Origin of the sequence: Paenibacillus sp. FSL L8-0644 (genome assembly GCF_038008165.1) — a bacterium.
GTDB classification, from domain to species: domain Bacteria; phylum Bacillota; class Bacilli; order Paenibacillales; family Paenibacillaceae; genus Paenibacillus; species Paenibacillus polymyxa_D.
Genome location: NZ_JBBOYN010000001.1, coordinates 5,162,823 through 5,189,591 on the forward strand (window position 1 = coordinate 5,162,823; position 26,769 = coordinate 5,189,591).

General features: G+C 41.3%; 26 protein-coding genes. 4 read left to right on the forward strand and 22 right to left on the reverse strand.

The window, feature by feature from the left end:
* Positions 1-256: 256 nt before the first annotated feature.
* The 10 genes from NSS94_RS23390 to NSS94_RS23435 all read right to left on the reverse strand — a co-directional run bounded on the left by NSS94_RS23390 (position 257) and on the right by NSS94_RS23435 (position 9,798).
* Positions 257-1,984, reverse strand: a complete 1,728-nt coding sequence (locus tag NSS94_RS23390) for an adenine deaminase C-terminal domain-containing protein (protein WP_340957241.1) — start codon at positions 1,982-1,984, stop codon at positions 257-259.
* Positions 1,985-2,012: 28 nt separating this feature from the next.
* Positions 2,013-3,071: an ABC transporter ATP-binding protein gene (locus NSS94_RS23395; protein WP_250240713.1), complete on the reverse strand. Its 1,059-nt coding sequence runs from the start codon at positions 3,069-3,071 to the stop codon at positions 2,013-2,015.
* Between the two features lie 16 nt (positions 3,072-3,087).
* Positions 3,088-3,876 (reverse strand): ABC transporter permease, encoded by a 789-nt coding sequence (locus tag NSS94_RS23400; RefSeq protein WP_013312456.1) that lies wholly within the window; start codon positions 3,874-3,876, stop codon positions 3,088-3,090.
* A gap of 6 nt (positions 3,877-3,882) precedes the next feature.
* The gene (locus tag NSS94_RS23405) at positions 3,883-4,704 is read right to left on the reverse strand and encodes an ABC transporter permease (protein WP_013312457.1); all 822 of its coding nucleotides are present in this window, start codon (positions 4,702-4,704) and stop codon (positions 3,883-3,885) included.
* A 27-nt stretch (positions 4,705-4,731) separates the two neighbouring features.
* Positions 4,732-5,661 carry a nucleoside hydrolase gene (locus NSS94_RS23410; RefSeq protein WP_307351176.1) on the reverse strand — a complete coding sequence of 310 codons (930 nt, stop codon included), beginning with the start codon at positions 5,659-5,661 and terminating at the stop codon, positions 4,732-4,734.
* A complete protein-coding gene (locus NSS94_RS23415; RefSeq protein ID WP_029518630.1) occupies positions 5,661-6,734 on the reverse strand; it encodes an ABC transporter substrate-binding protein in 1,074 nt (357 codons plus the stop codon). Before NSS94_RS23415 ends, NSS94_RS23410 begins: the two co-directional genes overlap by 1 nt.
* Positions 6,735-6,908: 174 nt before the next feature.
* A complete protein-coding gene (locus tag NSS94_RS23420; protein ID WP_029518631.1) occupies positions 6,909-7,253 on the reverse strand; it encodes a hypothetical protein in 345 nt (114 codons plus the stop codon).
* 401 nt (positions 7,254-7,654) lie between these two features.
* Positions 7,655-7,966 (reverse strand): hypothetical protein, encoded by a 312-nt coding sequence (locus NSS94_RS23425; protein ID WP_318627978.1) that lies wholly within the window; start codon positions 7,964-7,966, stop codon positions 7,655-7,657.
* A 32-nt stretch (positions 7,967-7,998) separates the two neighbouring features.
* A complete protein-coding gene (locus NSS94_RS23430; protein WP_014278615.1) occupies positions 7,999-8,295 on the reverse strand; it encodes a WXG100 family type VII secretion target in 297 nt (98 codons plus the stop codon).
* A 39-nt stretch (positions 8,296-8,334) separates the two neighbouring features.
* Positions 8,335-9,798 carry a hypothetical protein gene (locus NSS94_RS23435; RefSeq protein ID WP_029518633.1) on the reverse strand — a complete coding sequence of 488 codons (1,464 nt, stop codon included), beginning with the start codon at positions 9,796-9,798 and terminating at the stop codon, positions 8,335-8,337.
* An 82-nt stretch (positions 9,799-9,880) separates the two neighbouring features.
* On the opposite strand from NSS94_RS23435, the gene NSS94_RS23440 reads away from it, so the two are divergent.
* The 4 genes from NSS94_RS23440 to NSS94_RS23455 all read left to right on the forward strand — a co-directional run bounded on the left by NSS94_RS23440 (position 9,881) and on the right by NSS94_RS23455 (position 11,876).
* Positions 9,881-10,237, forward strand: a complete 357-nt coding sequence (locus NSS94_RS23440; RefSeq protein ID WP_029518634.1) for a hypothetical protein — start codon at positions 9,881-9,883, stop codon at positions 10,235-10,237.
* Positions 10,238-10,594: 357 nt separating this feature from the next.
* Entirely contained in the window at positions 10,595-10,951 is a 357-nt protein-coding gene (locus NSS94_RS23445) for a hypothetical protein (protein ID WP_165145949.1), read from the forward strand.
* Positions 10,952-11,140: 189 nt separating this feature from the next.
* A complete protein-coding gene (locus tag NSS94_RS23450; protein WP_029518635.1) occupies positions 11,141-11,485 on the forward strand; it encodes a hypothetical protein in 345 nt (114 codons plus the stop codon).
* A complete protein-coding gene (locus NSS94_RS23455; RefSeq protein WP_239645242.1) occupies positions 11,469-11,876 on the forward strand; it encodes a hypothetical protein in 408 nt (135 codons plus the stop codon). The genes NSS94_RS23450 and NSS94_RS23455 overlap by 17 nt, the downstream gene beginning before the upstream one ends.
* 64 nt (positions 11,877-11,940) lie before the next feature.
* On the opposite strand, the gene NSS94_RS23460 is transcribed toward NSS94_RS23455, so the two are convergent.
* The 12 genes from NSS94_RS23460 to NSS94_RS23515 form a co-directional block, all read right to left on the reverse strand.
* Entirely contained in the window at positions 11,941-12,087 is a 147-nt protein-coding gene (locus tag NSS94_RS23460; protein WP_023990839.1) for a hypothetical protein, read from the reverse strand.
* A gap of 27 nt (positions 12,088-12,114) precedes the next feature.
* Positions 12,115-13,509: a hypothetical protein gene (locus NSS94_RS23465; RefSeq protein ID WP_341040237.1), complete on the reverse strand. Its 1,395-nt coding sequence runs from the start codon at positions 13,507-13,509 to the stop codon at positions 12,115-12,117.
* A gap of 21 nt (positions 13,510-13,530) precedes the next feature.
* Positions 13,531-15,555, reverse strand: coding sequence for a DUF4163 domain-containing protein (locus NSS94_RS23470; RefSeq protein ID WP_341040238.1), 2,025 nt, complete (start codon positions 15,553-15,555; stop codon positions 13,531-13,533).
* Between the two features lie 17 nt (positions 15,556-15,572).
* A complete protein-coding gene (locus NSS94_RS23475; RefSeq protein WP_341040239.1) occupies positions 15,573-16,733 on the reverse strand; it encodes a hypothetical protein in 1,161 nt (386 codons plus the stop codon).
* Positions 16,734-16,747: 14 nt separating this feature from the next.
* A complete protein-coding gene (locus NSS94_RS23480) occupies positions 16,748-17,884 on the reverse strand; it encodes a hypothetical protein (RefSeq protein ID WP_341040241.1) in 1,137 nt (378 codons plus the stop codon).
* Positions 17,885-17,943: 59 nt separating this feature from the next.
* Positions 17,944-19,134 carry a hypothetical protein gene (locus NSS94_RS23485; RefSeq protein WP_341040242.1) on the reverse strand — a complete coding sequence of 397 codons (1,191 nt, stop codon included), beginning with the start codon at positions 19,132-19,134 and terminating at the stop codon, positions 17,944-17,946.
* Positions 19,135-19,158: 24 nt separating this feature from the next.
* Complete coding sequence (locus tag NSS94_RS23490) at positions 19,159-20,604, reverse strand: NADase-type glycan-binding domain-containing protein (protein ID WP_341040243.1); 1,446 nt, start codon at positions 20,602-20,604, stop codon at positions 19,159-19,161.
* Positions 20,604-22,055 (reverse strand): NADase-type glycan-binding domain-containing protein, encoded by a 1,452-nt coding sequence (locus NSS94_RS23495; protein ID WP_029518642.1) that lies wholly within the window; start codon positions 22,053-22,055, stop codon positions 20,604-20,606. Before NSS94_RS23495 ends, NSS94_RS23490 begins: the two co-directional genes overlap by 1 nt.
* A 197-nt stretch (positions 22,056-22,252) precedes the next feature.
* Positions 22,253-25,015 (reverse strand): NlpC/P60 family protein, encoded by a 2,763-nt coding sequence (locus NSS94_RS23500; protein ID WP_341040244.1) that lies wholly within the window; start codon positions 25,013-25,015, stop codon positions 22,253-22,255.
* A 51-nt stretch (positions 25,016-25,066) separates the two neighbouring features.
* Positions 25,067-25,444, reverse strand: a complete 378-nt coding sequence (locus NSS94_RS23505; RefSeq protein WP_029518643.1) for a DUF4280 domain-containing protein — start codon at positions 25,442-25,444, stop codon at positions 25,067-25,069.
* 2 nt (positions 25,445-25,446) lie between these two features.
* Positions 25,447-25,971, reverse strand: coding sequence for a hypothetical protein (locus NSS94_RS23510; protein WP_165145931.1), 525 nt, complete (start codon positions 25,969-25,971; stop codon positions 25,447-25,449).
* Positions 25,955-26,560, reverse strand: a complete 606-nt coding sequence (locus NSS94_RS23515) for a hypothetical protein (RefSeq protein WP_069010977.1) — start codon at positions 26,558-26,560, stop codon at positions 25,955-25,957. The genes NSS94_RS23510 and NSS94_RS23515 overlap by 17 nt, the downstream gene beginning before the upstream one ends.
* Positions 26,561-26,769: the final 209 nt, after the last annotated feature.

A 26,769-nucleotide genomic window follows, 5' to 3' on the forward strand; every position in this document is an offset into this window, starting at 1 on the left:
TCAATTAATTTAGACTTAATCTAAATCCTGTTTTAATTATAACACTGTGACGATGTTTTTCAAGTCCTTATTCGATTTTAATCATGAAGATTACATGAACTAATTGTAAAGCAAACTCTACATGCAATCGGGTACCCAGAATCAAGACTTGTTTATCTTTTATACATAGGTTACATCAATAGGAGGATAGAAGATGTTAACTTTGTCTGCTAAAGCATCAAAAAAGAGCCGGCCCATAAGAGGGTCGGCTCTTTTATTATTCTTGCATCTCTGAAGTTTCCACGATTAAAGGTACAACCTTGCCAGCATTTACATCAATCAGGCCGTGATCGGTAATTTTCAAGGCCGGGCTGACCGGCAAAGAATGCGTGCTCAGCGACATGATTGGATTGTAATGGCGATAGCCCAGCGACAGCAAGGCTGAACGCAGCTCCTTCACATGCGCCGCAACCATTTCCAGCGGTCCTTCTGTTAAGATCCCGCCTACGGTTAAAGGCAAATGGGACAGCACCTTGCCATTTTCAACTACGCAAAAACCGCCTTGGCTGGCAAGAACCGTATTCGCGGCCAGTATCATATCTTGCTTGTTATGCCCTACGACCAGCAAGTTATGGTTATCGTGCGAATAGGTGGTTGCCACTGCCCCACGTTTAATCGTATCTCCCCCGATCAAACCGTAAGCACGGTTGCCATTCTTTCCATACCTCTCAAACGTAGCAATCAGTCCATGTTCACCATGTTCCCATACCAGTTCCCCCTGCTCTACTTGTGCAGGTGCAATCCGTTCACTTGTAAAAGTAGAGCCATCTTTGACCATCATAACACGGCATTGATGTGTGCCATCAGCTACATCCATCTTTACAGTAAAATCCTGCTCCGTGAGGGGATTGAGCTTCACACTTTGATAAAAGTGGGCGGGGAAGCGGCATTTTATTGGTGCTTGATGGTATTCCTCGAACTTATCGAATACCTTGAGTCCGTCCTTATAGACTTGCTCCACATCAAATTGACCAAGATCCGACAGCAGTACAAAGTCAGCTATTTTTCCCGGTGCAATGGTTCCGCGGTCATGCATACGCATCCGTGCAGCAGGAGTAAACGTAGCTGCATAAATGGCATCCTCAGGCTTCATGCCCATTCCGATTGCTTTACTTACAATATGGTTTAGATGCCCTCGCTCTACGAAAGAGTCTGGCATCACATCATCCGTTACAAAGCAAAAATGTTGTGCCACATCTTCCTGAATAAGATAGTCCATCACTTCAGGGGTCATGGATTTTTCCTGGATTTCAATAAACATCCCCGCAGCCATCCGCGCCTTCATACCTTCAATACTTTGGTGAGTATGGTCTGAGCCTATCCCCGCATAGATCAACTGATGCAGGTCCAGATCAAGCAACTGTGGCGTATGACCTTCAATGATCAGCTCCGGGTAGTGCTCACGAACATGGCGTAAGATGCGATTCGTTTTGCTCTCCGGATCACGAATGACATCCACATAGTTCATAATTTCACCCAGGCAGATCATTTCACCCGTTTGCAGCAGCGCATCAATTTCGGGAATACCGATCTCGCCTCCTGAGGTTTCGAGCGGCGTTGCCGGGACAGAGCTTGGGATGCCGTAGAACATATCAGCCACGCAATCCTTGCTGGCTTCCATCATTTCCTGAATGCCTTCCAATCCGAAGACATTCGCCATTTCGTGCGGTTCAGGTACAATCGTCGTTACCCCATTGCGAATCAGCCCATAGGAAAAGGTTGCCGGTGTCACCATTGTGCTTTCGATATGCAAATGGATGTCGATTAGGCCGGGAATCATATATTTCCCGTGCCCTTCGACAATTTCAGCAGCCTCGAAAGACTCCAGACCACGCTGACCGATATACATAAACTTGCCATCAAGTATAGCTACATTGCCTTCTTCGAACGTCTTGTAGTAACTGTTATACACCTTAACTTGTAAAATCATTTTGTCTGCACGCATGATGTATCTCCTTCATCGAACCCGCTGATTATTGGACCAGCACCATTTTATCTGCCGGAAAATGCAGGGTAACCCGCTGACCACTCAGGTAAGGCGTATCCATTTCCTGATTAGCCGTAAAGTTGCCTTTCGCCGTTTCTACCACATACTGATAGCTACGCCCCAGGTAAGTACTTACCTTAATAATACCGGGAAGCTCATTTTCTCCTGTCTCGTTGCCTTCTGTTCGAATGACCAAATCATCCGGGCGAATAGCGCCCTGACGAGCACCCGGCTGGGCCGTACCCTGATTACGCGCTACGCCGAACGAAAGATCGCCTGTATTCAGTCGAATACGATCTCCTTCTTCAGTACGCTCATCAAAGCTTAGAAAATTATTAAACCCAATAAAACGGGCAACAAATTCGGTCGTCGGATATTTAAAAATGGTCGATGGAGCATCTAATTGTTCGATGTTCCCCTTATTCATAATCGCAACCTGGTCAGAAATCGAAAAACATTCCTCCTGATCATGCGATACGTATACAGTAGTGATGCCCAGTTCCTGTTGAATACGGCGGATTTCCACACGCATATTTACACGCAGGTTAGCATCCAAGTTACTCAGAGGTTCATCAAACAACAGCAGATCGGGTTCAATCACAAGCGCTCGCGCAATCGCAACACGTTGACGCTGTCCGCCTGACAATTCACCAGGGAAACGTTTTTCAAATCCCCTCAGGCTAACCGTATCCAGCATCGTCATAACGCGGCGCTTCACATCATCTTCCTTTACTTTGCGTAACCGCAAACCAAAGGCAACATTATCAAAAACAGACAAATGTGGGAAGAGTGCATAACTTTGAAATACAAAGCCGAAGTTCCGTTTATTCACCGGAACCCGAGTATAATCCTTATCGCCAAATAAAAATGTTCCTTGTTTAGCTTCGAGAAATCCTGCAATGAGACGAAGTGTGGTCGTTTTGCCACAACCACTCGGTCCGAGCAACGAGAGCAATTGCCCCCGTTCGAGCTGCAAATCGAAATCCTGCAAGATCAGTTGGTTGTCATAAGCGACCGATACGCGATCCAGAGTAAGCAGTGCCATAAGGTTGAAGCCTCCATTACCTTTTAGTGAAGTAAGACAATCCCATCAGTCGTTCAATCAAGAACATCAGGATACCGGTCAAAATCATCAGCATAACCGAAATCGCCGCTATCGTCGGGTCAAAATAATTTTCGACGTAAGTCAGCATTTGAATGGGCAGGGTGCTGAAGCCCGGTCCTGTCATGAAGACGGAAATGTCGACATTGTTGAATGATTCCAGAAAGGCAATCAGGATAGCCGCAATAATGCCTGAGCGGATGTTGGGCAGAACCACCTTGAAAAAGGTTTCCAGCCGTCCAGCCCCCAAACTAAGCGCTGCTTCCTCAATCGCAAAATCAAAGTTAGACAAACTGGATGCAATGACTCTAATAATGAACGGCAACATAATCACCGTATGTCCGATCAATAGTCCAGCATATACTGGTAAATGGTACACAATGATCAAATAACGCAGCAGCGTAAAACCAAGCACAATACCCGGTATGAGCAAAGGGGAGAGGAACAAAGCATTCAGCGCATCCTTCCCGCGAAACGAAAAACGACTAAGCGCATAGGCTGCAGGCATACCGATCAGTAGTGCCAAAATGTTGCCTAGCAGAGAGACCACAATGGACGTTTTGAACGTGGACATAAACAAATCCACTTCAAAAATATTTTCATACCAGCGCAGGGAAAAGCCCTGCGGAGGGAATTTTAATACCGTGCCCGGCTCGAAAGAAGTGACCGATATGATCAACAGCGGACCGAGCAGAAAGATGAAGACCAGCAGGCTAAAGAAGCCTAGTCCGTAATGTTTCTCCCGCATATCCACCTACCCCTTCGGATTGAGTTTATGGGCCGCCTTATTTAAGAGACCGACCACGATAAATGTAATAACAATCATAATTGTTGCAATAACAGAAGCTAAAAACCAGTCGTTTAGCGTCATCGCGTTCTGATACAAAAATGTAGCGATAACCCGCTGTTTTCCTCCAAGTAGTGCTGGTGTCGTATATGCAGTCAGGCTGCCCACGAAAACGAGAATGCTTCCAATGATCAGGCCCGGCACAGACAGCGGAAATACGATTTTACGAAATGCGCTGAATCTGGAGGCCCCGAGGCTCTGAGCAGCATGAACAAGATCACCGTCGATATTTTCGAGTACACCAATCAGTGAAATAATCATCAGCGGTAAAAACAAATGAACCAGACCAATAATCATCGCTGCCGGAGTATACAAAATATTCAGCGGCTCATCTACAAGTCCTAAACCGATGAGCACGTTATTTAACAGTCCCTTGCGACCCAGAATGACCATCCAGCTGAATGACCGCACCACCGGACTCGTCAACAAGGGGAAAATAGCCAGCGCTAACAAAATCCCTTTACGACGCGGGGCCTTTTGCGAAATATAATAAGCCGTCGGGAAGCCGAGTAATACGCACACGAGTGTCGTTACGACACTGACTTCCAGCGTAGTCAGCAATATTTTCAGAAAATAAGGGTCCTTGAAGAAATGGAGATAGCCTTCTAGGGTGAATGAGCTGTTCTGTACGAAGGTCGAACCGATCGTCAACACAATCGGAATGACCATGAACACCGCCAGAAAGAGCAGACCTGGCAGCAGCAGCCAATACAAGTATGTTTTCTTCATGGGTAGCTCCTTGCGGTTATCAAAATGTTATTCCTTGTTTAGCACCTGGATAAACAGCTCCAGAAAAGCTTCGCTGTCCACCTGTTCGCATACATTCATATTGTGGCTATGATTGAGGCGGTTCTGTACATCGCCCACTGTTTGTCCGTCACATATGCGACTGGAGGTTTCTACGTCGACATACAACAGCGAGGTATCGACTAACCTCGAATTCAATGCGACACCCACGGCAAGCGGGTCATGAAGCGCACAGGCTTTTACCCCGTTGCGTTCTTCATAACGCTTGGTATAAACGGCCGTGCTTTCAGCTACATAATTACGAATTGCTGGGCGGGTCAGACGAGCAATATGATCCGCAGTCAGCAGAGCCTTCCGTGTTACATCCAGTCCCACCTGTATCAACCGACCAAATCCTGCATGAAATACGATTCGTGCGGCTTCAGGGTCAGCATACATGTTGTACTCCGCTACAGGTGTAATATTGCCGCACCCGTGAATAACACCGCCCATAAAAATGACTTCATCGACGTGATCCGTCAGTTCGGGACACTTCAGCAGCGCCAATGCCAGATTAGTGAGTGGCCCGGTGCAAATGAGCGTCACTTCCCCCGGGTGAGCCATCACGGTATCAATAATGATATCCGGTGCAAAACCTTCGGACGCTGACATGGCTGGGACTACTCCACTCAGTGCGCCTCCAATACCGTCTTCTCCATGGACACGATGCTCGTGCAGGCCTTTACGTATTAAGGGAGCCTCCGCCCCCCGATAAACCGGAATATCCGGTCTATCTAAAAGGTCGAGGATTTTGCATGTGTTCAATGTTGCTTGTTTAAGTGAAACATTACCGCATACCGTAGTAATCGCTTGGATATCCAGCTGACCACTTTTGGCTGCTAGTAAAATACCCAACGCATCATCAATGCCCGTATCTACATCTAATATAACCTTTTTCATTATTGTGCAACTTCCCGGTTCCAGCGATCTGTCCATGCCTTGATATGATCGTTAACGAACTTCATATCCAGCTTGGTCAGCTTGTTCACTACCTCTGTACCGTACGTAATTCCCTCTGTATCCGCACCGGACAGTACCACCTGCGTATTCACCGGGGAATCAACCTTTGCCTTGGCGGATTTTTCTTGAACTTCCTTGCTCAGCTGCCAGTTGATAAATTCCTCAGCCAGCTCCTTCTGGTCGGAGCCTTTCACTACATTAATCGTGTTCATTACTGCGTAAGCACCTTCACTAGGAGCTACAAATTTCGCTCCTGGCACAGCCGCCTGCAAATCTTTGAAGTACATTTCCATGATTGGACCGCCGGCAATTTCTTGTTGACTAAACATGTTCACAAACTCAGATGTTTTGCTATAAAACTTAACGATATTCGGACTCAGCTCTTTCAGTTTTCCGAAGGCTTGGTCTTCATTAAACTCCTTACTACCCGCTACCTTGGAGGCTGCATCTACCATCATCGGTCCGGCAGTCGCCGTAATATTCGGCAAAGTCACGTTTCCTTTGAACTCAGTTCCCCACAGGTCAGCCCAAGAGGTCACATTCTTTTTCACCAGCTCCGGATTATAGGCAATACCGAGACGCCCGACCGTATAAGCAGGACCATACTCCTCACCCAGCGGTGCTTTGGCAATATCATAAATTTGGTTCAGGTTCGGCACCTTGCTGCGATCCAGCTTCTCAAACAATCCCTGTTGGATTCCTTGTTGAGCATAATAATCGGACAGATAAATCAGATCGACGTCTGTGCTGCCTTGACTGATTTTGTTCAACCGTTCCGCGTTATTTCCAATTTCGACCACGATATCAACGTTATGTTCTTTTTCAAAAGGCTCGTACACTTCTTTGTTAAAAAAGTCCTCGGAAAAGCCCCATGTGGAAATAACTAGTTTCTTTTTCCCATCAGCTGAACCATCTTTTCCATCTGTCTGACCGCCAGTAGCATTACTGCCGCAACCTGCCAGTACCACGGATGCCAAGGTCACAGCCATAAACCCTTTAAACCATTTCTTCATATGAAACTCCCCCTATTTTTTATTATGCACACCTTATGACACAAAAAAGAAAAGTACTCTTGTAAAACAAGAATACTTTTCTTCGTAAACAAAGAATAAGTTGATCCCGCTGCGCGTTATAACAGGTTCTCCCCTCAGATAGATCCGAAGCGAAAAGCCGAATATCCAATTTTATTAGGATTCCTTCAGAATGATGTTCGTAATAGCCCACTGCGTTGCTGAATCATAATCACGCAGTAAAGCATCTATATCGAGCTCCATATCCTCAATCAGCTTCTCGCGAAGTCTCTTCTTGTACAGCATGGACATTCGGAAATCCACTTCCAGCTTCAAGCCGGGGGCTTCCACTTCCAATGCCGCCGAGCGTGGAGAACGCCGGTGCTTCGCCACAAAGGTAACAATGTTGTTCTCAACGGTGGCCCGCAGCAGCGTGGTCCCGAAGCCGAACAGTTCCTTTGAAACTTCATTGTAAATCTGGCACATCCGCTTCTTGCTTTCGTTACTGTCGAGCAGCGTCATGAACCCACCCTCATCAGCATATTACGTACAATCAATCTTTCAACACGATAGATTATACATAAATATACGATAAATAGCAAACAAAAATCCCTAATCCAATCACATATGATGCGAAAAAGCGAACAATATGTCGAACTTTGTAGCTTTTCAACATTTTTACACCTTTTTTAACTCATCCTCAAGCTTCCGAACGCTGCTATATTCGCCCACAGGGTAATTTAAGGTAGACTCCGGTAAATCTCTGGCCAAAAGTTTTATCGTTGTCATTCCAGAGGAAATTTTTTTCCTTCTACTATATATGTAGTTTTTACTTAAATGCATTTAACCGTACCCCGCAGGAGTCCCCTAGCGATTGTACGGTTTTTTATGTTATGTAGCTGACTGGCCAGATGGGAACCCCTTCAAGAAAAAGCCGATTGAATCCACGAGGACACTACAAGAGTAGCCGGCCACAGCAGCATAAAGTTAGCTATGATACACGCCCTCTTAAAAGCATAACGATGATAAAAATACCAACAGCTCCATGATATGAATATTCCTATCGGGTAGCTCATTATGACATAGGCAAAAATATAATTGCTGAGATAATCTCCAGCTGTTGGTGCATCGAAAGAAAATGCGACCACCATCAGCATGGCCGGATAGGCAAATAGCGTTAAGCCATAAACGATATTCAATATAAGTAAAATGACAAATGCATTTTGATCTTTCATGATGTTCTCCTAACTATTGCAGTCCGCCTGTATCACCATTGTGCAGCCCGTTTGCGTCTCTCCTCACGCCGATCAGCTTCTTCCATTTTCCGAATATAACGTTTCAACTGCTCTTTATGGTCGTCCAATTCCTGTATTCGTACAGTTGTGCCTTGGAGAAACGTCTCCATTTTACGTGTTAATTCAGCAGCCGATTCGCCCCGCCAGTCTTGCAGCCTACCATATATATTTCTCATCTGCTGCTCCTGATGCTGAAGTCTTTGCTTTAGCTGCTCGCATTGCTGAACAGCCCTACGCAGATCCCCCAGGCTCAAAGATATTCTGCTCATCTCTTTCGCCTCCCGTTGTGTTCTTCCAGCTGCTCTTTCTTATTGATCCACCATCGTAAATTCTTGGCCCTTACGATCTATATATTCTGCTATCTCTGTAATCGATTCCTGATACCAGCGATTAATCCGATCCAGTGTCGCCGTAGCACTATGCGCAAGCGGGGTCAAAGACTGACTTTCACTTGTCCCGATATGAGCCTGAAATAACTGAATGGACGCACGGGTATCACTGGAAAATCCATGCAAGCTAGAACGCATCTGATTAGCCGCATGCTTTAGCTCCTCAGGTGTTAATTGAATTGTGCCTCCATTTCTGTTGCCCACAAAATATGCCCCACCATTAGTGCGACCATCTTGTTGTCCTGCTCCCATCAAATTCACACCCAGTGCAGTAGCAGCAAACTGCCCGAAGGCCCCCATTTGTCCCCCATAGCGTTCAACCAGATCGCCCATGACTTCCTTGAGCTCTGCTCGCGCGGCCAGCATTTGCTCGTATGCCTGCACCCGTGGATTGCCTTCCACCAATTGACCGTCCATCGTGTACAGTGGATTGCTGATATTGCCATTTTCATCAAACGTAAAGTTTCCCATGCTATGAGTGTTCTCTCCACCTAATACAGAATTATAGAATTTGGTGAATGCATCTTGCTGTATCATAGGCAATGTAATCGGAACATAAACAATAGGAGTCCATTTTGGGCCAAGAATTAGTCTTTCCAATTCGGTTTTTCTTTCCAAGGGAATTGAAACAGGAATAGTAAACTTGGCTACATTGGCAGTCTTATAATCACTCCCAATATGATACGTTTCCCCCACATGTTGGTTAGCCTTAGTGGCTCCCCCACCAACACTATCTCCGGGATGGGCAAAAGCCACATTAGTCTTCTTGAATTCTCCTGCTTTTACCCTCTTTTGAAGATCTTCAGGCAATAAATGTACAATACCCGGAGCAGCAAAACTCACGGATGATAAACCATTTTTCACTGCAATATATTCTGCTTCTGCACCGCCTAAAGAATGGCCTGTCGTAGAAATTTCAGCAGCGGGGTACTTCTTCTTCACTTCGTCATACAGTGTTTGGGCTTTTGTAAATTGATTATCCTGATACTGTGACTCATACTGATGAAATGAACTTTGTACCTGTGGGGGGAGCTTTTTTATCTCTTCTTGATTATTTATATAATAATCGTGAACTTGATTTAAATTTTTCGCTCGTCCGCCCACAACATCGCTAATGTCCGTTCCTATGTCCATCGCTCTACTCCATATTGGTCTTCCCCCTGGTTCAGTTCCCCTATATCCTATAATCACCTGATTGCTATTCTCATTGTGAAAAACGGTCGCATCAAATCCAGAACCGTTCGTGTCATGTAATAGTTTTTCGTCTAAATCAACAACCCTCCAACCAGGAATATCTTCATTTTTATAAGTCTTTGGATCAATATCCAATAGGTAAGCCTCATCTGCTATCTTCCAGTATGTTTTTTCACTAATATACTGCAATTATTACCCCACCTTGTCTAATCACCTAATATATTATAAAGTTAGAAAAAGTTGATACTTTCAAAAAAGGAGCATCTAAAAATTGAAAAGAAAAAAAATTTGGGTTACTGCTCTCATCTTATTCTTCATCCTAATAGGAGCTCTCTATTACATGCACTACGCATCAAATATAAAAAAAGAAGAAGCCGTTAGAACAGGTATACCTATCGGAAAAGAGTACATCAAAAAATACTATAGGGCTGATTTCATATTTAAGAGTTATGACTATGTAGGTAGCTATGTTAATAATACGGTTCATCTAATCGGCTATATAAAAGGACATGAAGATCAATCGATATCTATCGCTTACGATTTTGAAAAAAAAGAAGTGCTTAGTGTAACCGGACCGGATTGGTTCATTGACAGTCGATACCCTAAAAAGAATGTTCCACCATTTTAAATATCAAGATTTGTATGCAAAAAAAAAAACACATATGATTCATTCCAGTTCAAGAATATATTTTTCCAATCTAAGGAAGTGAAATCATTATAATACTTCCTGTTTACTTGCGGTATAGTTGAAAGTAAAAATAAGTATAAAGTCGTTGGTTACTGCATTTTGGGTCGCAGTTCATACCTAATAACGATTAGGACTTTGTAACTGTATGTTAGAAGAGATTTGCGTATATGAACACAATTTTTAAACGTTGTACCGAGCTAATCCTTTTATTAAATAAATGAGCTATCCTACTATTATTATAAAAAGCAGTAATGTTATGAGTTTATAGTCAGGAGATACTAAGGAGAAGAATTCAACTTGAAGAAGAAAAAGGATTGGGGAAGCATCTTTATAGTAGTTTCAATCCTCGTTGGAATATTTTGTTACATGCAATATACGGAGGATGTACAAAAAGAAGAGTACGTCCAATCTGGCATACCTATTGGAAAAGAATACATTAGAAAACATTATAATGCCGAGTTTATATACAAAAATTACGACTTTATTGGCGGCTATGTTAACTCTACCGTTTATCTTCGTGGCTATATAAAAGGACATGAAGGTCAGATAATCTCACTAAATTACGACTATAAGAAAAAAAAGGTACTCTACGTAACTGGACCGGATTGGTTCATCGACAGTAGGAATCCTAATAAGATTGTTCCGCCATTCTAAAATCAAGTCTGTATTCAAATGCCCTCTAACAGATGACTTTTTCCTAAATATGAAGAAGTAATATCATTAAAATACTTCCTGTTACTGAGAGATATTTGCAACAAAAATAAGAACCACGTCATTGTTCACTGCATTCTGGTTGTAGTTCACATTAAATTATAAATAGCATGTTAGGGGAATGTTGCGTAAATGAACACAATCCTTAAATGTTGCACAGTTCTCATCATAATATTAACCATTCTGGGCGGTTGTGGTTTTTCTACCGCTCAAGAGGAAGAGGTAGTGGAGTCTGCTACTACTGTCAGTATCAAATATATTAAAACTCACTATAATACGGATTTCGTATTAAAAAATTACAATATTGAAGAAAACAGTGTCTTTGCAAGAGTACATCTTTACGGCTATATAAAAGGAAACGATACAGACTTAATTAGGATATCCTATGACTTGGACTCAAAAGAAATCGTCAATGTTACGGGACCGGATTGGTTTATTAATAGTAAGGTTATAGATAAGAATGCACCTTATTCCTAAGAAAGCTTATAGCATATTTAGCTCAATTTTAAGGAGAATACTTCAACTTGAAAAAGAAACAACTATGGCTTTTTGTCTTTATATCACTTGTCATTCTGGTAGGAGTTTTCTTTTACATGCAGTACGCATCGAATGCCAAAAAGAAGAAATCGTTCGGACAGGCATACCTATTGGAAAAGAGTACATTAAGGAATACTATAGGGCAGATTTCATATTTAAGAGTTATGACTATATAGGTAGCTATGTTAATAACACGATTTATCTAATCGGCTATATAAAAGGACATGAAGGTCACTCGATATCCATTGCTTACGATTTTGAAAAAAAAGAAGTCCTAGATGTATTAGGACCTGCTTGGTTCATCGACAGTAGGAATCCTAAAAAGAAGTAGAATATTGAACCATGATTGCAGAAAAGGCCCCTTAGGGGCCTCTTCCAGTCGTCGTTAGTCATATTTAGCGCTCTTCACCTTTGGTGCTATGCTTAGTTACATGAATAAAAGGATATTCTCCTTTGCTAATTTTACGTTTCCATTCTTGAATCATATCTTCTTGGGTAGGCGGTTTCTCATTCACGATTGCTCCTGTAGTTACTTTAGCCATATTCTTTACCCTCTCACGATGGATTAGTTATTGCGTCTTTATCTTTTCTCCAGTCATTTTGATGTTACCGTCCATTTCGACCAAACTCGTTTTACATTTTAAACCGATGGCATCCTTCGCGGTGACCTGTATTGTGTTACCTGCGTTGAATACCAGGTTCCCGTCAGCTTTTACACGGATATCCTTTTTGCTTCGCAGTTCAATTCCATGGTCATCCAGCAGTCGAATCACCACTTCATCGTCGTTCCCCGTGATTAAAATTTCATTTTTCTCAAAAATAATAGCTTTGCGGTACTTGGTCATAAAGATCTTCGTCGACGGGTCCTTAATAAAGTCACCGCCTTTGGATCTCTTTCGGATCGAGTGGGTCACAATAGCGTCTTTTTCTTTAGCGGTCGGAAAGTAGATATCTACAAAATCAAACAGCTCCGGCATGCAGTACCATCCTGTATTCCCTTCCGATGTATAAAATGTAGCCGTTGGAAAAGCGAAGGTTTCCTTGACGTTAGGCTTGACCTTATCCATTTCATAAAAGAAAACCTTCACATGATCCTGCTCGATTCCAATGACCTTGGATTTCAATGACATGCCCCGAATGTCCTCATTTACAATCAAATCCTGTTTCATTCCATCCGCTGTAGTCAGCACATATTCATGCCACAAAGCACTATGTCGTATAAACGCAACAGACTGCAGGACGTATAAAGCTTTCCCTTTAAATTTAACCTCCGCCCCAATTTGCAGCAGGACATCTCTAGCCCCTGTCGTTTGCACTTTATAATATAAAAGGTTGTCATCCTTGCTGGCTCCTGGTTTGGTTTTTCTCGTCATGGAGTAGTTATACTGCCTGAGCTCACGCTGATTGACACCATCCGGTAATCCAAAATAAAACTGAGGTTTTTCACCAATCGGATCAGGTATTAGTCCCCAACCAAGCCGAGACGCTATACGTTTTAGAAACGACCAGTCCGTTTCGTCGAATTGCACCGTAAATTCCTGTAAAAGCTGATCTTTTAAGCGGCTCGTACAATTGGCTTTGGGATAGGATTTGAGTACATGTTCAAGTAATGCCTGCACCTTCATCTTCACATTTTGAAAGGATTGTCTATGAAGCACTTCATCCAGCTGGCTCGTATAGGAGAGGGCCTCGACAACCAAATAGGCTACATTGGACACCAACTTGATTCTGAACTGCGTGGCTAATCCCCTAAATAATACAATCTGCTTTTGATCATCATTCACATAAGAAACGACTAACTTCGCCCCTGCCTTCATATGATCTGTGTACTCTTCCATTTGGGCACCCGTTAACACACCTGTCAAAAAGACTTTCACATGCTCATTCATTTTCTGTACAACTTTAACTTTCGGATTTTTAAGAGATAAAACCGTTCCGTTATACTTTATGATTGGATATCCCATGTTACCGCTCCTCTTTGTCGGTTAGTTTACGTTAATCCGTTGTTTGCTAACGTATTGAATGACATCTTTAATGGTTTGATTATGTCCCTGATCGTTGAGAGCCTCATCTAATGCAGAGAGCGTGGTAAAGGTTTTATTTTTTTTCTGAAAATAAATGTCCGCTATAGGGAATTGGTCAGCTCTACCAGGTCCATGAATCCCGTTGTCAACATCGGCAATGATGATAACATCCTTCAATCCATCCTTATTCACATCCTTGAGGGCCACTGCTTCTACTCCTCCGTAACGTGCAACCCACTCACGGTTCCCGTAGAAATCGGGGAATGGATACAGAATATGTCCTTGGCCATCCAATAGGAAGAAAAAGAATTTACGAAAACCTTCCGAATACCCATATGTCGATACAAACCGTACTTTCCCAAAGCCTTCGAAAGTAGTTTGAAAAGACTGCGACTCTTCAATTTCATATTGGTCGGTATTCAACTTTTCACCGCCAACTGTGGAAACAGACTGATCCTCAACGGAACTTAACTCACTCCATAGTTCCTCATTTTGCCTAATATTCTCTGGAATTTGTGCAAAACGAATTTCATACTCCGCATGGTCCCCTACCACATGTGCCATAGGTACACTCATCCCCAATAAATCATTTGTGAAATAACTAAACGATTCCATTTCTACTTCCGCAAGCGAACCTTTGGTTACATCCGCATTTGTTAACAATTGAATCAAATCATCTTTTGTGAAATCACCGATTAACCCTTGTTGCTCTGGCTGAACAGCTGTAATCTTCCCGCTTTTTATAAGCTCAATAAAAGGTTTCTCGACTTTTATCAGATCTCTCAATCTTATTCTTGAAACCTGCTTCATATCCAGGTTCGTCGTATAAAACATATGAGTAGGATAGGCTGCGTCCTTCACATAATGAATACCCGTATATTGAACACTCAAGAATCGTTCACTTTCTCGTTTGATCTCATAATCAATTTCGACATGGACTCCAGAATTGGAATCCGCATAGTTTTGTAATCCTTCTAAAGCATCAGCCTTAAGAATTTTGTTTAAAGATTTCTGCTTTGCAATATCCTTGAGTTTTATAATTTGAGGGTATTTAATCACGATCCCATTTTTTGAATATTCCTCTTGAATGAGTTCATAGCTTTGCCGTTCACTATGAGTATTCAAGGCAGTGCTATATTCGGAATCAATACGGACTTCTCCACTTTTGGAGAACTTAATGATAAGGTTTTGTTCAGAATCATCACTGTTTATGAAGAAACCATCGCCGTGGTCTAAAACCTCGATACCTATGCTATCATGTTGTCGACTCTCTAAAATAAACTCATCTATATCCTCGTTCAATTCCCACGCATCCGGAAGCTTTATCTTATCTGTTACTATTTCTTTCTGTGTCCATTTTTGCCCGGAGAATTCCCACAACGCAACAAATACGGGATCTGGATGATATATTGAAACATATCCCCCTAACAACAGCTGTATTCCCTTGTCTGAATCCCGAACCACGAAGTCTGTAGTCAATTCTGGCCCGCCATCCTCAATCATCTGGGCATGTACAAGTCGTTTCGTACTCCACCACTGAATAAATGTGTATTTATCTCCGATCGTACCTGTCACCGTTTTAGGTGCTCTATAATTCATAACCCTAACGTTTAGCTGCCCGCTTTTTAACGGAAACGATTTTGTTAAGATAGTGAGATTATTATCGAACTTTTCTACTAATTCTTCATCCTTCATCTCTACACTTTCAGGCTCATTTAACAACAAATTAAGTTCCTGTGTGAACTCCTCAAGCTTATTTTGTCTGGTATCAGAATCCTTATTTTCATCGTTGACTATATGGAGTTTTTTCACTAGCGTGTCCAGCTTTTTCGAATAGGAAATCGTTTTATCGTCATTTTGGAGAGATAGTGCATGATTTGTTTCAGTTGCTGGAGAATACTGTCCTTTCATGCACCCATTCAGCACCACACAGGAAATGAGTAGTAACAGGACGCAACAAGTTCGGCAGTACTTCAAGTAATTCATGCTGGATATCACGCTTTCTACAATTTATCGTTTATCTCTATACTTATAATCTTCCATTTATCTGACTGTTTTTCTAACGTAAACGTAATTTCCTTTTTCGCTCTTTCTTCTAATGAATCATATTTTACCAAAAATATTTTTCGGTTATCATCGCTACTAACCTCATTAATACTCAGTTCCAACACCGGGTAAGATAAATATGCTAAACCGGATAAATCGATGGCATCCTCAAAATCATACGTTTGCCTTGCTGCCGGATCGGTGAGCTGGTCCATTTCAGGAAAAGGTAAATCAAACCACTTCATAAGATAATCAACTTCCAAGTAGTTCAATATCACAGCCTTAGGATCGCTTGGATATACAAACTGTTTACTTTTATTTTTATACAAAATCTCCTTTTTTTCAGGTCCTGTTCCATCATATTTTTGATAGACCACGATGGTATGCTCCTGAGTGTCGCTAAACTCGTAATAATCGACACTTTCAAATACACCATCATGGTCGGTATCTTTTAACGTTCGAATTCCTTGTCCAGTAGCATTAGGAAAATCAGAATTTATACTCTTGATATGATTATTTTCCAAGGTGTATATGGAGAATCCCTCTGAATAAGCCCCTCCGTCGCCTATAGAGTATACAACGATAAATTTTTGGTCTGTTTGATCCAGCTTCATGATTTTCACATCTGTATTTAGATGCACAACTATAACCGGGTCCTCTAGTTTATCAATGATGTGATAACCATCATCCTCCCGGACTACAAATATGTTGTAAATCTCCTCTTTTTCTAATCCAAAAGCAAGTACATATTCCGGCTTTCCATCATGGTCCAAATCTTCTTTTAATATTTTCTGAAGCTGCTCATTTGGGGGTTGGATTTTCTTTATAAACTGATCTAATGTGTTAGAATCTATGGCGTTATTTTCATTTCTTTTATTAATCGGATTCACAATATTGCTATTCCAATCTTGTTTTTGAGCAGCAGACTCTGGTTCAGTCACAGCTTTTTTCTCTATCATTTGAGTGCTAGGTTTGATGGGTTCAACTGCTTGCTGCTTCTCATTCGTAGGTTGTTCAGAACATCCATTCAATAGCAGACTAAATAACAATATTAAAAATAGTATTTTATTTTGTTTTATAAAGTTGATTTCAAAAAACTCCCTTTTCACATTGTTCATTGAACGTTTATACGTTATTTGCTTACGTATTGAATGACATTTTGAAGTGTTCGGTTATGTCCAGTTTGATTGATACTCTTATCCAACTCAGGCAGGGTAGTGTACGTTTTGTCCTTTTTCTGAAAGTAAATTCCCGCGACAGGTAGAGTCTCTATTCCGTGTGCATTAACTCCGGTGATATAATCAGCAATAATAACAATATCTGTACGTCCATCCTGATTCAAATCCTTAAAACTTACTGCCTTGATCCTGTCGATCATTCTACCTTTGTTACCATAAAATTCGGGGAATTCGTACAGGATCTTGTTTTCCACATTTTTGTCACTGTTAACTTCCAAAAAAAACTTTGCTTGAATCAGATCATTCGTATCCTCATCTTTTAAAGTGGATATAAACTTTACTTCTCCCCATCCATTAAGAGTGGTGGTAAATGATTGTTCCCTTTGAATAGTATATGGTTCTAGATCAGGGTCGGGCTGAGCATCCTCTTCTACATAATCAGCACTACGTTGCTGTTCTATGGATTTCTCCATATTATATTCTATGAAGATATTATTTACTTTTTCCGTTTCAGTATCCCACTGAATCCTCAAATGTAAGCCATTCTTGGAATAAAGCAGACTCCCATTTGTTACAATACTCGGTTTGCCATAGAGCTGTAGTACTTTGCCAAGGGTATCACCGATCTTCAAGCCTCTTTTTGTATTAAACTTGGGATTCTCCAAACTCACGGCTACTAAATAGCTTTCACCATCCACCAGTTCCTCCCCTTCAAGTTCAATCTTAGATAAAACTACAAATCTTATTTCTGGCTCCTCATAGTTAGGATAGGACAGACTCCATCTTCTATATGTTCCATTCCCACTATTATATCCTCTATTGTTAGCTTCAAATCCTTCACTGTAACCCCACTTATGGATAAGTTCTTTAATATCCGTATTCTTATCAATCTTATGTGATCGATATGAGACCTCAAAGTCGTCGTCCTGAAGGGACTCCGGATCGGCAGAAGCAATATTCTGGGCTTTTTCGACTTTTTCACTTCGATAGTTCCATGTGCTCTCGTCTTTGACGCTAACTGTTTTCTCACTTTTATAATTATTGATACTTGTAGAACCGCACGCAGTTACTCCAAAAATCATTATAAGCATTATAATGCAATAACCGTAACTTGGTTTGTACACTTCTTTTCCTCATTTCGAATTGTGATTTATCTTTCACCGACGATACTCCACTCATTCGTATCATTTTTTCTGCTATCGTTACCATTTTGGGTAGGTTTAAATTTAAAATTAGGAAGCTTAATACCTTCGGATGCAGCAATTTTCTGAGTTACACTTTTATCAAGACTCAACAAATATTGTTCATAGTTAGAAGCTTCATTCCCACTAAAGGTATTGTATATTTTCCGCACACTCTCACCCCAACGGTTATCGCTAGCGTATATGCCACATTCAACTCGCTTAGATTTCATTCTAAGAATCGGCGTGAACCAATTACAGTATTGGAAAACATCTCCTTTGCTTGTAATACCACTCAATTTATTGTTTTTTACTACTGCTTGCCTAAATTCCTGACCATAATATATATATCCTAATATTTTCCCGAATATCAGGCTATTGGCTTTCATCAAATCTTTGGCATAATTAGTTTCAGCACCATGCTCACCATCAGCCGCCCTATTTGTACTACTAGTGTTAAAACTTCCAGTTCCCTCTTGAACAATAATTGCTAACAAAAAACGGGGATCAATCTGAATATCATATGTTTCTTGTATCTTCTTTGTAGCTTCCCATAAACCATGCAACTTTTCCTGATTCCATTTCATTTTGGTGAAATTTAATGAGCGTCTTTTGAATGTTTTTTCAGCTTCAGAACTACCGTTATATTGAAATTCAGCAGGTATCCATTTTCCAGCCGGAGTCTTTACGTTCGTTTTTGTAGGTTCATCTTTCGATTCGGTGGTAACGGGTACTTCTGGTGGTGCTTTAGTACTCGTATCAATCAGACCTAGCTTCTCGCGTATAGCTCGTCCCGCCTTCTCGGCAGCCAGCTTTTCCCTGATATCTCCACTTGCCTCCGCAGTCATCCAACCAACGGTTTCTTTTTGCATTTGCTCTTGAGCCCACTTGGGGAATGTGGCCATTTCGCGTAATTTGCTTCGAAGTCCTTCTGCCAGTTTTTGCGCTTTACGCATACCTACCTCGTCACCATTGACTTGAGCAATATACCAATCTTCTTTGTATTTACGCATCCAGGTCTGGGCCCAGTCTGGGTAATTTAGTTTTTGTTTTTTCTGTTCTGCTGCAAGATCAAATGCCTGTGCTTTCCTGTGTGCATTAGCAGTTGTTAAAGCTCTCAACATAGGGGTTGCACCAAACGTTGGCTCTTTCCATTTCATATGTCTTCTCCTTTTTAACGAATACTAAAAGAATCGTATCTCTGACATACAGGTATCGTTATATTTGCTTCCTCGCTCTACGGCCTCAATCATTATTTTCACGAAAGAGGTATGAATGGGGTTATCAAGAAATTCGTTGCTTATAAAATCATTATCTATCATCATGGTCTGCCCGTTTGAAAACTCTAGTTTCATTCGTTTAACTCTATTATTTGCTTGGAAAGCTTTGGATGACTTAGCTAAACCATTAATAAGCTCAAACCCCTTCAGTTCTTGCATAGAGCCGAAATCAATTTTGATCCACTCCCCGATCCCGTCTCCCTTAACCCCTTCGCACCAGGCTGTGCTCGCATCTCCATCCATGATGTTACGGGCAGCATAGGAGTTCCCTGCCTGATCTGGAAGTGTAGATGAAGCAACAATTTTCTGTGCCGGAATGCTTTTCCGATATTTCATCAAATCCGTTGTAGTTTGTATCCATTGTGTAGGGGACACGTTATAGCCTATCCTATGGAATACATTGGAGTATTTTATAGGCAGACCTGTTGGGATGTCTCGTTGTTGCATTTCACCCTTCGAGTTCAAATAAGCAACCCTGTGGTTATCTAAAGTTAAAACAGGGTTCTCAGAGAATTCTGCCAACATCCTCTTCTTTCCGTCATCTAAATTCAACATGTACCACTTTTCGTCATCATAGGAACGGTAAACTATCTTATTATTATAAAGCCACTGATAAACCTGCATTGCCTTGGTCACTGTGATTCGTTGAACCTCTTTATTCGCCATCAGATCAAAAATATATAGAGTACCATTATCTTCAATACATAATTTTGAACTATCAGGAGAAAACACACTATATCCAATAGATTCTTCCGAACCAGTATAGTTGGAAATAGATAGTTTTTGAGTGACTCGTCCCTGAATATTGTATTGAAAAAAATCTCCATTATTGGTGTACACACATTTACTTAAATCCGGTGATATTACGACGTATTCCCTATCAGGTATATTAAATTCATACAACTTTTTATATGTGGATAAGTCATAAATAAAGATGGCACTGTAATCTATCATATGTGTATATCTGCTCAGTGCTATAGTCTTGCCGTCACTAGAAAATCGCATTATTTCCAGCTCACTTCTAGGGAAATCCTCTTTCTCACTTGCGTACAACCGATCAATAATATCAGTTGTATCAATAAACGTATTGCCTGTAGGATCATCCATATCAACGAGATAGTCCACAGGCATGTTTTCATTTTCCGCTTCAAAGAGCAACCAATTTACAGCCCTTTTTGTTGGAGGAGGTTTCTTGGACTGAGAGACAGAAGCATAAGTTTCATTCCGCTCCTGTCCTACTTTTTGCCCCTCATTCGATTGTATACACCCGCATAGCATGGAAAAGATCATGACCAATAACGTAATTTTACTTATCCATACTGCAGTTTTTTTCCGTTTTCTACTGTTCATCACAATAACTTCAGCTCACCTATACATGTATTTGGGAAGTCCGCGCCTTTTTTCACTTCCAGGATGGTAATCTTAACGAAAGAAGTCCGTATAGGTTCATCAAATTTGAAACGTGCCCCACTGCCCTCAAACACTTCAGATTGCCCATTCGAAAAATCAAGTTTCATTTTTTTGATTTTACTTACGTCTAAATACTTATTATTAACCCACATGAAGTTATCGGTTATATCTATACCTCTCACCTCTTGAGTTGAACCCAAATCTATAGTTACCGTTTCCCCTACTCCGCCCCCCTTGGTTCCTTCACACCAAGAGGTTGAATAATTTCCATCCGTTAAATTGTCCACATTAAAAGAACGAATACCCTGATCAGGTAGCGTAGAAGAGGCAGTAATTCTTTTCACTTTAACCTTGTTGCTATACTTCATATAATTGGTTTTTGCTTCGATCCACTGTATTGGAGCCGTGCGTATTCCTTGGTTTTTAGTAAAAGAGGATATATCCTCCTTTCTTCCATCGCTCAGATGAACCAGATACATTTTTGATGCTTCGTATTCTGCGGACAGCGCCAATTTTTGATCAGGGGATAGTATAAATGGTGCCGTACTTTTAGTTATCCACCTTTTTTCTCCGCTCTCTATATCAAATGAATAGACATCTTTTGTGTAATTGTCGTCCTCTTCAGAAATTGTATAAATTAATTTATCTTCTTGATCCCATTGCAAAAGCGAAACCATAGACCCTGTAAGTAAACGTTTTACTCCACTAATACCGGACAGATTCAGCATAATGATGCCTGGTTGGTCATTTTCCTCAAAACAGAATCTAGTGCCATCTGGAGAAAATAATCCTGAACTAATGATACCTAAATCTATTTTACGTTTCCCAATGTCTATTTTTGTCATTTTCCTCTTTACTGCATCATATAAATACACTTGCCCATTCAACTCATAAAGATATTTACTTAAATCAGGAGAGACTACAGGGTAAGACGTTGAAGGCAGTTCAAACTCGGACTCTTTTTTTCCTGAGTTCAGATCATATACCTCAAGAATGTGTTTTTCGCCCCCTTCTTCCACATCAGAGATTGTCCTTACGATCGCCATTCGACTTCCATCATTTGATACTCTACTGACAGTTACTTGGGAGCCGCGATATTTTATTCGCTCTTCTTTAGTTTGCATCGCATCTACCAAGTCATCGATTCGTATATAGGTCTTCCCTGTAGGATCATCTAAATTGGTCAAAAATTGAGTCGGATATGGGTCTTCTTCTCCATTTAAAAGCCACCGTGCTTCTTTTTCAGTAACATTTCTATTATCTTGTGTGACCCTGTGTGATGATATTTCTTGGGGGTGAGGAGACGAGAAAGCTTCCTCTCCTTTAAACCCACTACATGCCGATATAATGGCTACAAAAGTAACAATCAATATGATTTTTATAAAATTCACTTTCTTACCACTCCCTCTTCCGTTCTCAATAAAGCCTACCTAGCTAAACGGGGCAGCACTATTTTCTCCTGAGAATACCTTGGAATCAAATATTATTATGATGTTTTAAGCTACTACTTATTTTCTTATTTTCTTATTTTCTTATTTTCTTATTTTCTTATTTTCTTATTTTCTTATTTTCTTATTTTCTTATTTTCTTATTTGTTAATTATTGAGCCATCATCTTGTATAATACGTCTAATTGCGATAACGTTTGAATATATAAGACCATAACCTTTTCCCCAATTTGTGTTTAATTTATCTATTGTTACATTATGAGATGGCTTGAGGTCCTTTTTCATTTCAGCAAGAGTTTGTGCATTACCATGCTCGTGAATGAACTTTCCATCTCCCACATATATTCCTACATGATCTACTTTGAATTTGGTTTTCCCCCCACTCCCCCAATCAAATAAGATTAAATCACCTAACTTCAAATTTTTATAATCCCCACTGGATCGTAAAGCTTTGTAGTCAACCTCTGTTCCCCGATGGATTTGATCGCTTGTAGTACCGCCTATACGCACATTTAATATGGTAAAGTACACCGAGGAACTAAAATCAGAACAGTCCATATAAATAGGTGGATTGTTGGGGTCCAGCTTCATCGTTGTAATTTTAGTATCCATACAGTAAGGAATCTTGCCTAAAAACTTCTTAGCGAATTCTACAATTGCTTTCCTTTTTTCCTCGGCAGAACTGTTGGATGGAGTAGGCTTTGGTTCCTCCTGCGTTGGCTTTTCAGGAGTAGTCGGCGGCTTCTTGCCCGGTTCTGTTTTCGTTGTTGTCGTTGCTGGAATTGTTGGCGTTGCAGCCTTGCTAACCTTAGGCCATGGAAGGATACCATTGGCTACTTGATGCAGGTACACTGCGAGCACATCACGACCATAGCCCTTATTTTCCAGGCCGTATTTTTTCGCAAAATCATGCAAAGCGGCGTTGAGCTGCTTATCCCAATCGCCTGTAGTTGGTAGCTTGTACGAGAAGCTGTCTGGATACTTCTTGGCAAGCTTGTTCAAATTATCTCTGGCAAGCAGGCTGTTCACGCCATACTTACTACGCAGGGCAGCCGCTTCCTTAGCAATAGCCTTTTGGTCGGCAGCGGTCAGCTTATGGGCCGCATCTGAATATTGCCCAGACAGCTCCTCCAGCCGATTCGCATCCAGATAGGATTTGGCTGAATGACCACGAATCAGCTCGTTGATTAGCACGTTGTCACGCAGTTGGTTCGCGAGAAGATGCATCTGCTTTTGCTTGGCTTTGTCGTTGGCTCCATGCGCTTCCCACCACTGGGACGTGTATTCATGCATTTGCGCTCTGGCCCAGGCAGGCATACGATCTATTTCTGCCACCTGCTGACGCAATTGCTTGGCCTTGGGCGCTGCTTCCTTGGCCCCCTTTTTGTCCCCGGCTGCCACGGCTTTGTAGTAGTCCGTTTTAAATTGAAGCAGCAAATTCTGCACCCATTGCGGATACCCTTTTCCCTTCAATTCTTGAATCAGGGATTTATAAGCTTTCAGTTCGGCATCAGGTACCTGATTTTTCATGAACTTACTAGCCTTGATATGAAGTGCTCCATCGGTTCGGATATAGCTAGTTTTGCACGTCAGAGATATTTCGCGAGTAGCGGTCATCTGTACCTTTTTGCCATGCAGCACTAGGTCTGTATCGGCGTGAAAGGTGAGATCGTGATGGCTGTACACATGAATACCAGATGCAGGGTTTAAGCGTACCAGTATCTTGTCTTTCTGGGTGGAGAGGGCTAATTCCTTATCATCGAATCTCGCCACTTTTTGTGTTTTGGTATGAAATAGCTTTCTTGACGGTTGACTGATTTCATCTCCTTTGTAGTCTCTCTTACGCAGGGATTGAACTACACGAGCCTCCTTTTCTTTGTTAGATGGAAAATACAAATGGACATGATCCCCCAGCTCAGGCATGCAATGCCAACCGATCCCATCTCCGGTATACATAGTGGGGTAAGAAAACCAGCACCCTTCAACTTTGGACTGCATGGAATCCACGGACAGATGAAGTTTAACGGATTCGTTTTCACTATTTAAATCAATAACTTTCCCTTCAATAGAGGTACCTTTAATAAACTGATTATGTATGACCTCCCTCGGAATACCCTCTTCAGGAACGAGAACATAGTCATATGTCATAATACCTTGCTTCATCTCTGCATGAATTTGATCAATAACCCAATGCTTTCGTCGAAACACGACGACATCTCCAAGTTCAAAACGCTTCGTATCCTCCACTTCAGCATATGTATACCGGGGGCCTGACTTTGTTTTTTGGAGGGAAAAGTTAATGCTGCGCAGTTCACCTTTCACCTGTTCTTTTGAGGCACCTAACCATAGTCTCGGGAACACGGACGTAATCTCGGCAATCAGTCCAGTTTGTAGATGAGAAGCCATTCTTTTCAGAAACTCCCAGTCACTCTCCCCATACTGAATAGTAAAGCCATCTAACTTTTGATTGCTGTCCGTCAGGTCAATAAAATCCCCATGTGGATAGGCATCTATGAGTTCGCGGAATAGTTGATAATATGTCAATTTTCCGTTTTGAAACGAACGGTTTTTCCTTTGTTGATCCATCAGATATGTAAAAGAGGCAGCCTCGATGTACATGTGATATACGCCATTTTTGAATGCAATTCTAATATTGGTGACGATTCCTTTAAAGATGCTAACTGTCCCTCGGTCTTCATCCATCTCATATACCTCTAGCACATCCTCATCATGTGCTAAACCGTCATACTTCGCATGGTCCTCATCCGGTATGAGAGCAGTAATGTACACCTTGCCGTGCTCATTTATCTTCTGTGTCAATTCAAAATCAAGCAGCCTGATAATCTCATACGGTGCATTTACTTTAATATTTCCATAAGTCAGCACAGTTCCTGCCAGTCCCATCTTACTCCCCCCGGTTGCTTTTCATGTGATGCAAATCCTACAATCTGTTAACTATTCCTGCCCGTCTGTGGTGAACGAGATTTTTCCACACCACATGCATAAGTTCGTGGAGCAGCTCATCAGAGCCGGAGATTGATCTACGTATACATCCTTTTTTCCATTCAACCAAGGCATAGAAACGCTCGGTTTGCAGGACTGCGGAATGATTTTCCCGGAATTCCCTTTGTTAGCAGAAGAGACTGCAGGATTATGCATACTACGACACATTCCGAAAGAAGGGATATGCGTCTGCGGGTGAAAATCCTGAATATTCCCTTGTAGTTTGTCACCAATACTAATTCCCCTGTTAGCTGAAACACTAAATCTTCCTGTATGACTTCCATAGCTGCAATGTATCTGTGCCCCATCCACTACATAGCTCTCACTCATTCTTAGACTCTCCTTTGTATAGATGGCCCCTCTGTATCGACCTTTTGTAATTTCAAGCCTGCCAGATTGAACTTCAAAATACATTCAGCCACATCGAGGTCTACAATGATATGATGATTGGCACCCTGAACCCTGAATATTTTATGATTCTCGACTGCATATTCATCTAAAATGATTTTCTTCAGTGTACCGTCCCTATGATATTCACTGCGTGGTGATAAACACATCAGGCTAGGCGGATTTGCCAGCCAATACCTTGTTTGCTGCATTCGCTGCATATCGGCAAAAACAACTAACTTCCAGCTTAATCCGGCTTGATATATATCAAAGATTTCCTTTAGTTGTTCCGAAACGATGGGTAACGGATGCTCTATAAAATCAATATAGTCCGCATCACCTGATACATAAAATTGTAAAATAGATTCTTCATCGGCACATGATGAGCTTTCTGCCCATTCCAATAACTGCCGGCGATTCGTCCCTACTGGATACATATACTCCGTAATACGATTATCCTGTTGAATCATGTAGTACTCCATAAGCTCTTGAATACACCACCTCACTGATTCCTTTATACTCCCCTATTCTTACTTCCAAATCGTCCTCACATTTCAAGGCCTTGAATTCAGGTAAATGTACAACCTGCTGAATAGCATCTTTCGCTAATTTCAGAATATATTGATGAAATTCCCCTGCAGCCTGGAGTACAAATCGCTCCACATCAGGCTGAAAAATCTTGTTCATATAAGGTTTTCGAAGCTGATTCAATTCATCCTCCAATTCTGCTAAAAAGCTGAATGCCCAGCCTGCATCATAGATTCCATAACAAGGTTGAGGATCAAAGAACCAATTTTTATCATAGGCTTCGACGACATAGTTATAGTTGCGATCCACCAGATACGTGCGCCTCATAGAATAAGTAATGTATCCGATCCTTGTCTTGGCCACTTCTGTGAAATTGGCTTGTAGGCAGATCGATTGAAAGGATTGAATAAAAGAAAAAATGAGTTCCTCTTTTCTATGCTCATATAAAGACGCTGCCTGATGTAATTTCTCATTCAGTACATCTTCCGCATAGGTCTTATGGAAGTGTTCTAGGGCTTCCTGTCTATTCATAATTCCACCTCTGAACCTATTATATAGAATATTTACATGATATTACCGGTTCTATCCTCCTATTTTATTACACAATTTTCATATCATGAGATTACATATGAATTTATGAAAATAGAATGAAAATAATCATATATTTTCGTGAATGTGTAATAATACAAACAAAAACCTTCCCAGAAAGGCTAGCATTAGACCTAAAAAATGAAGGTTTG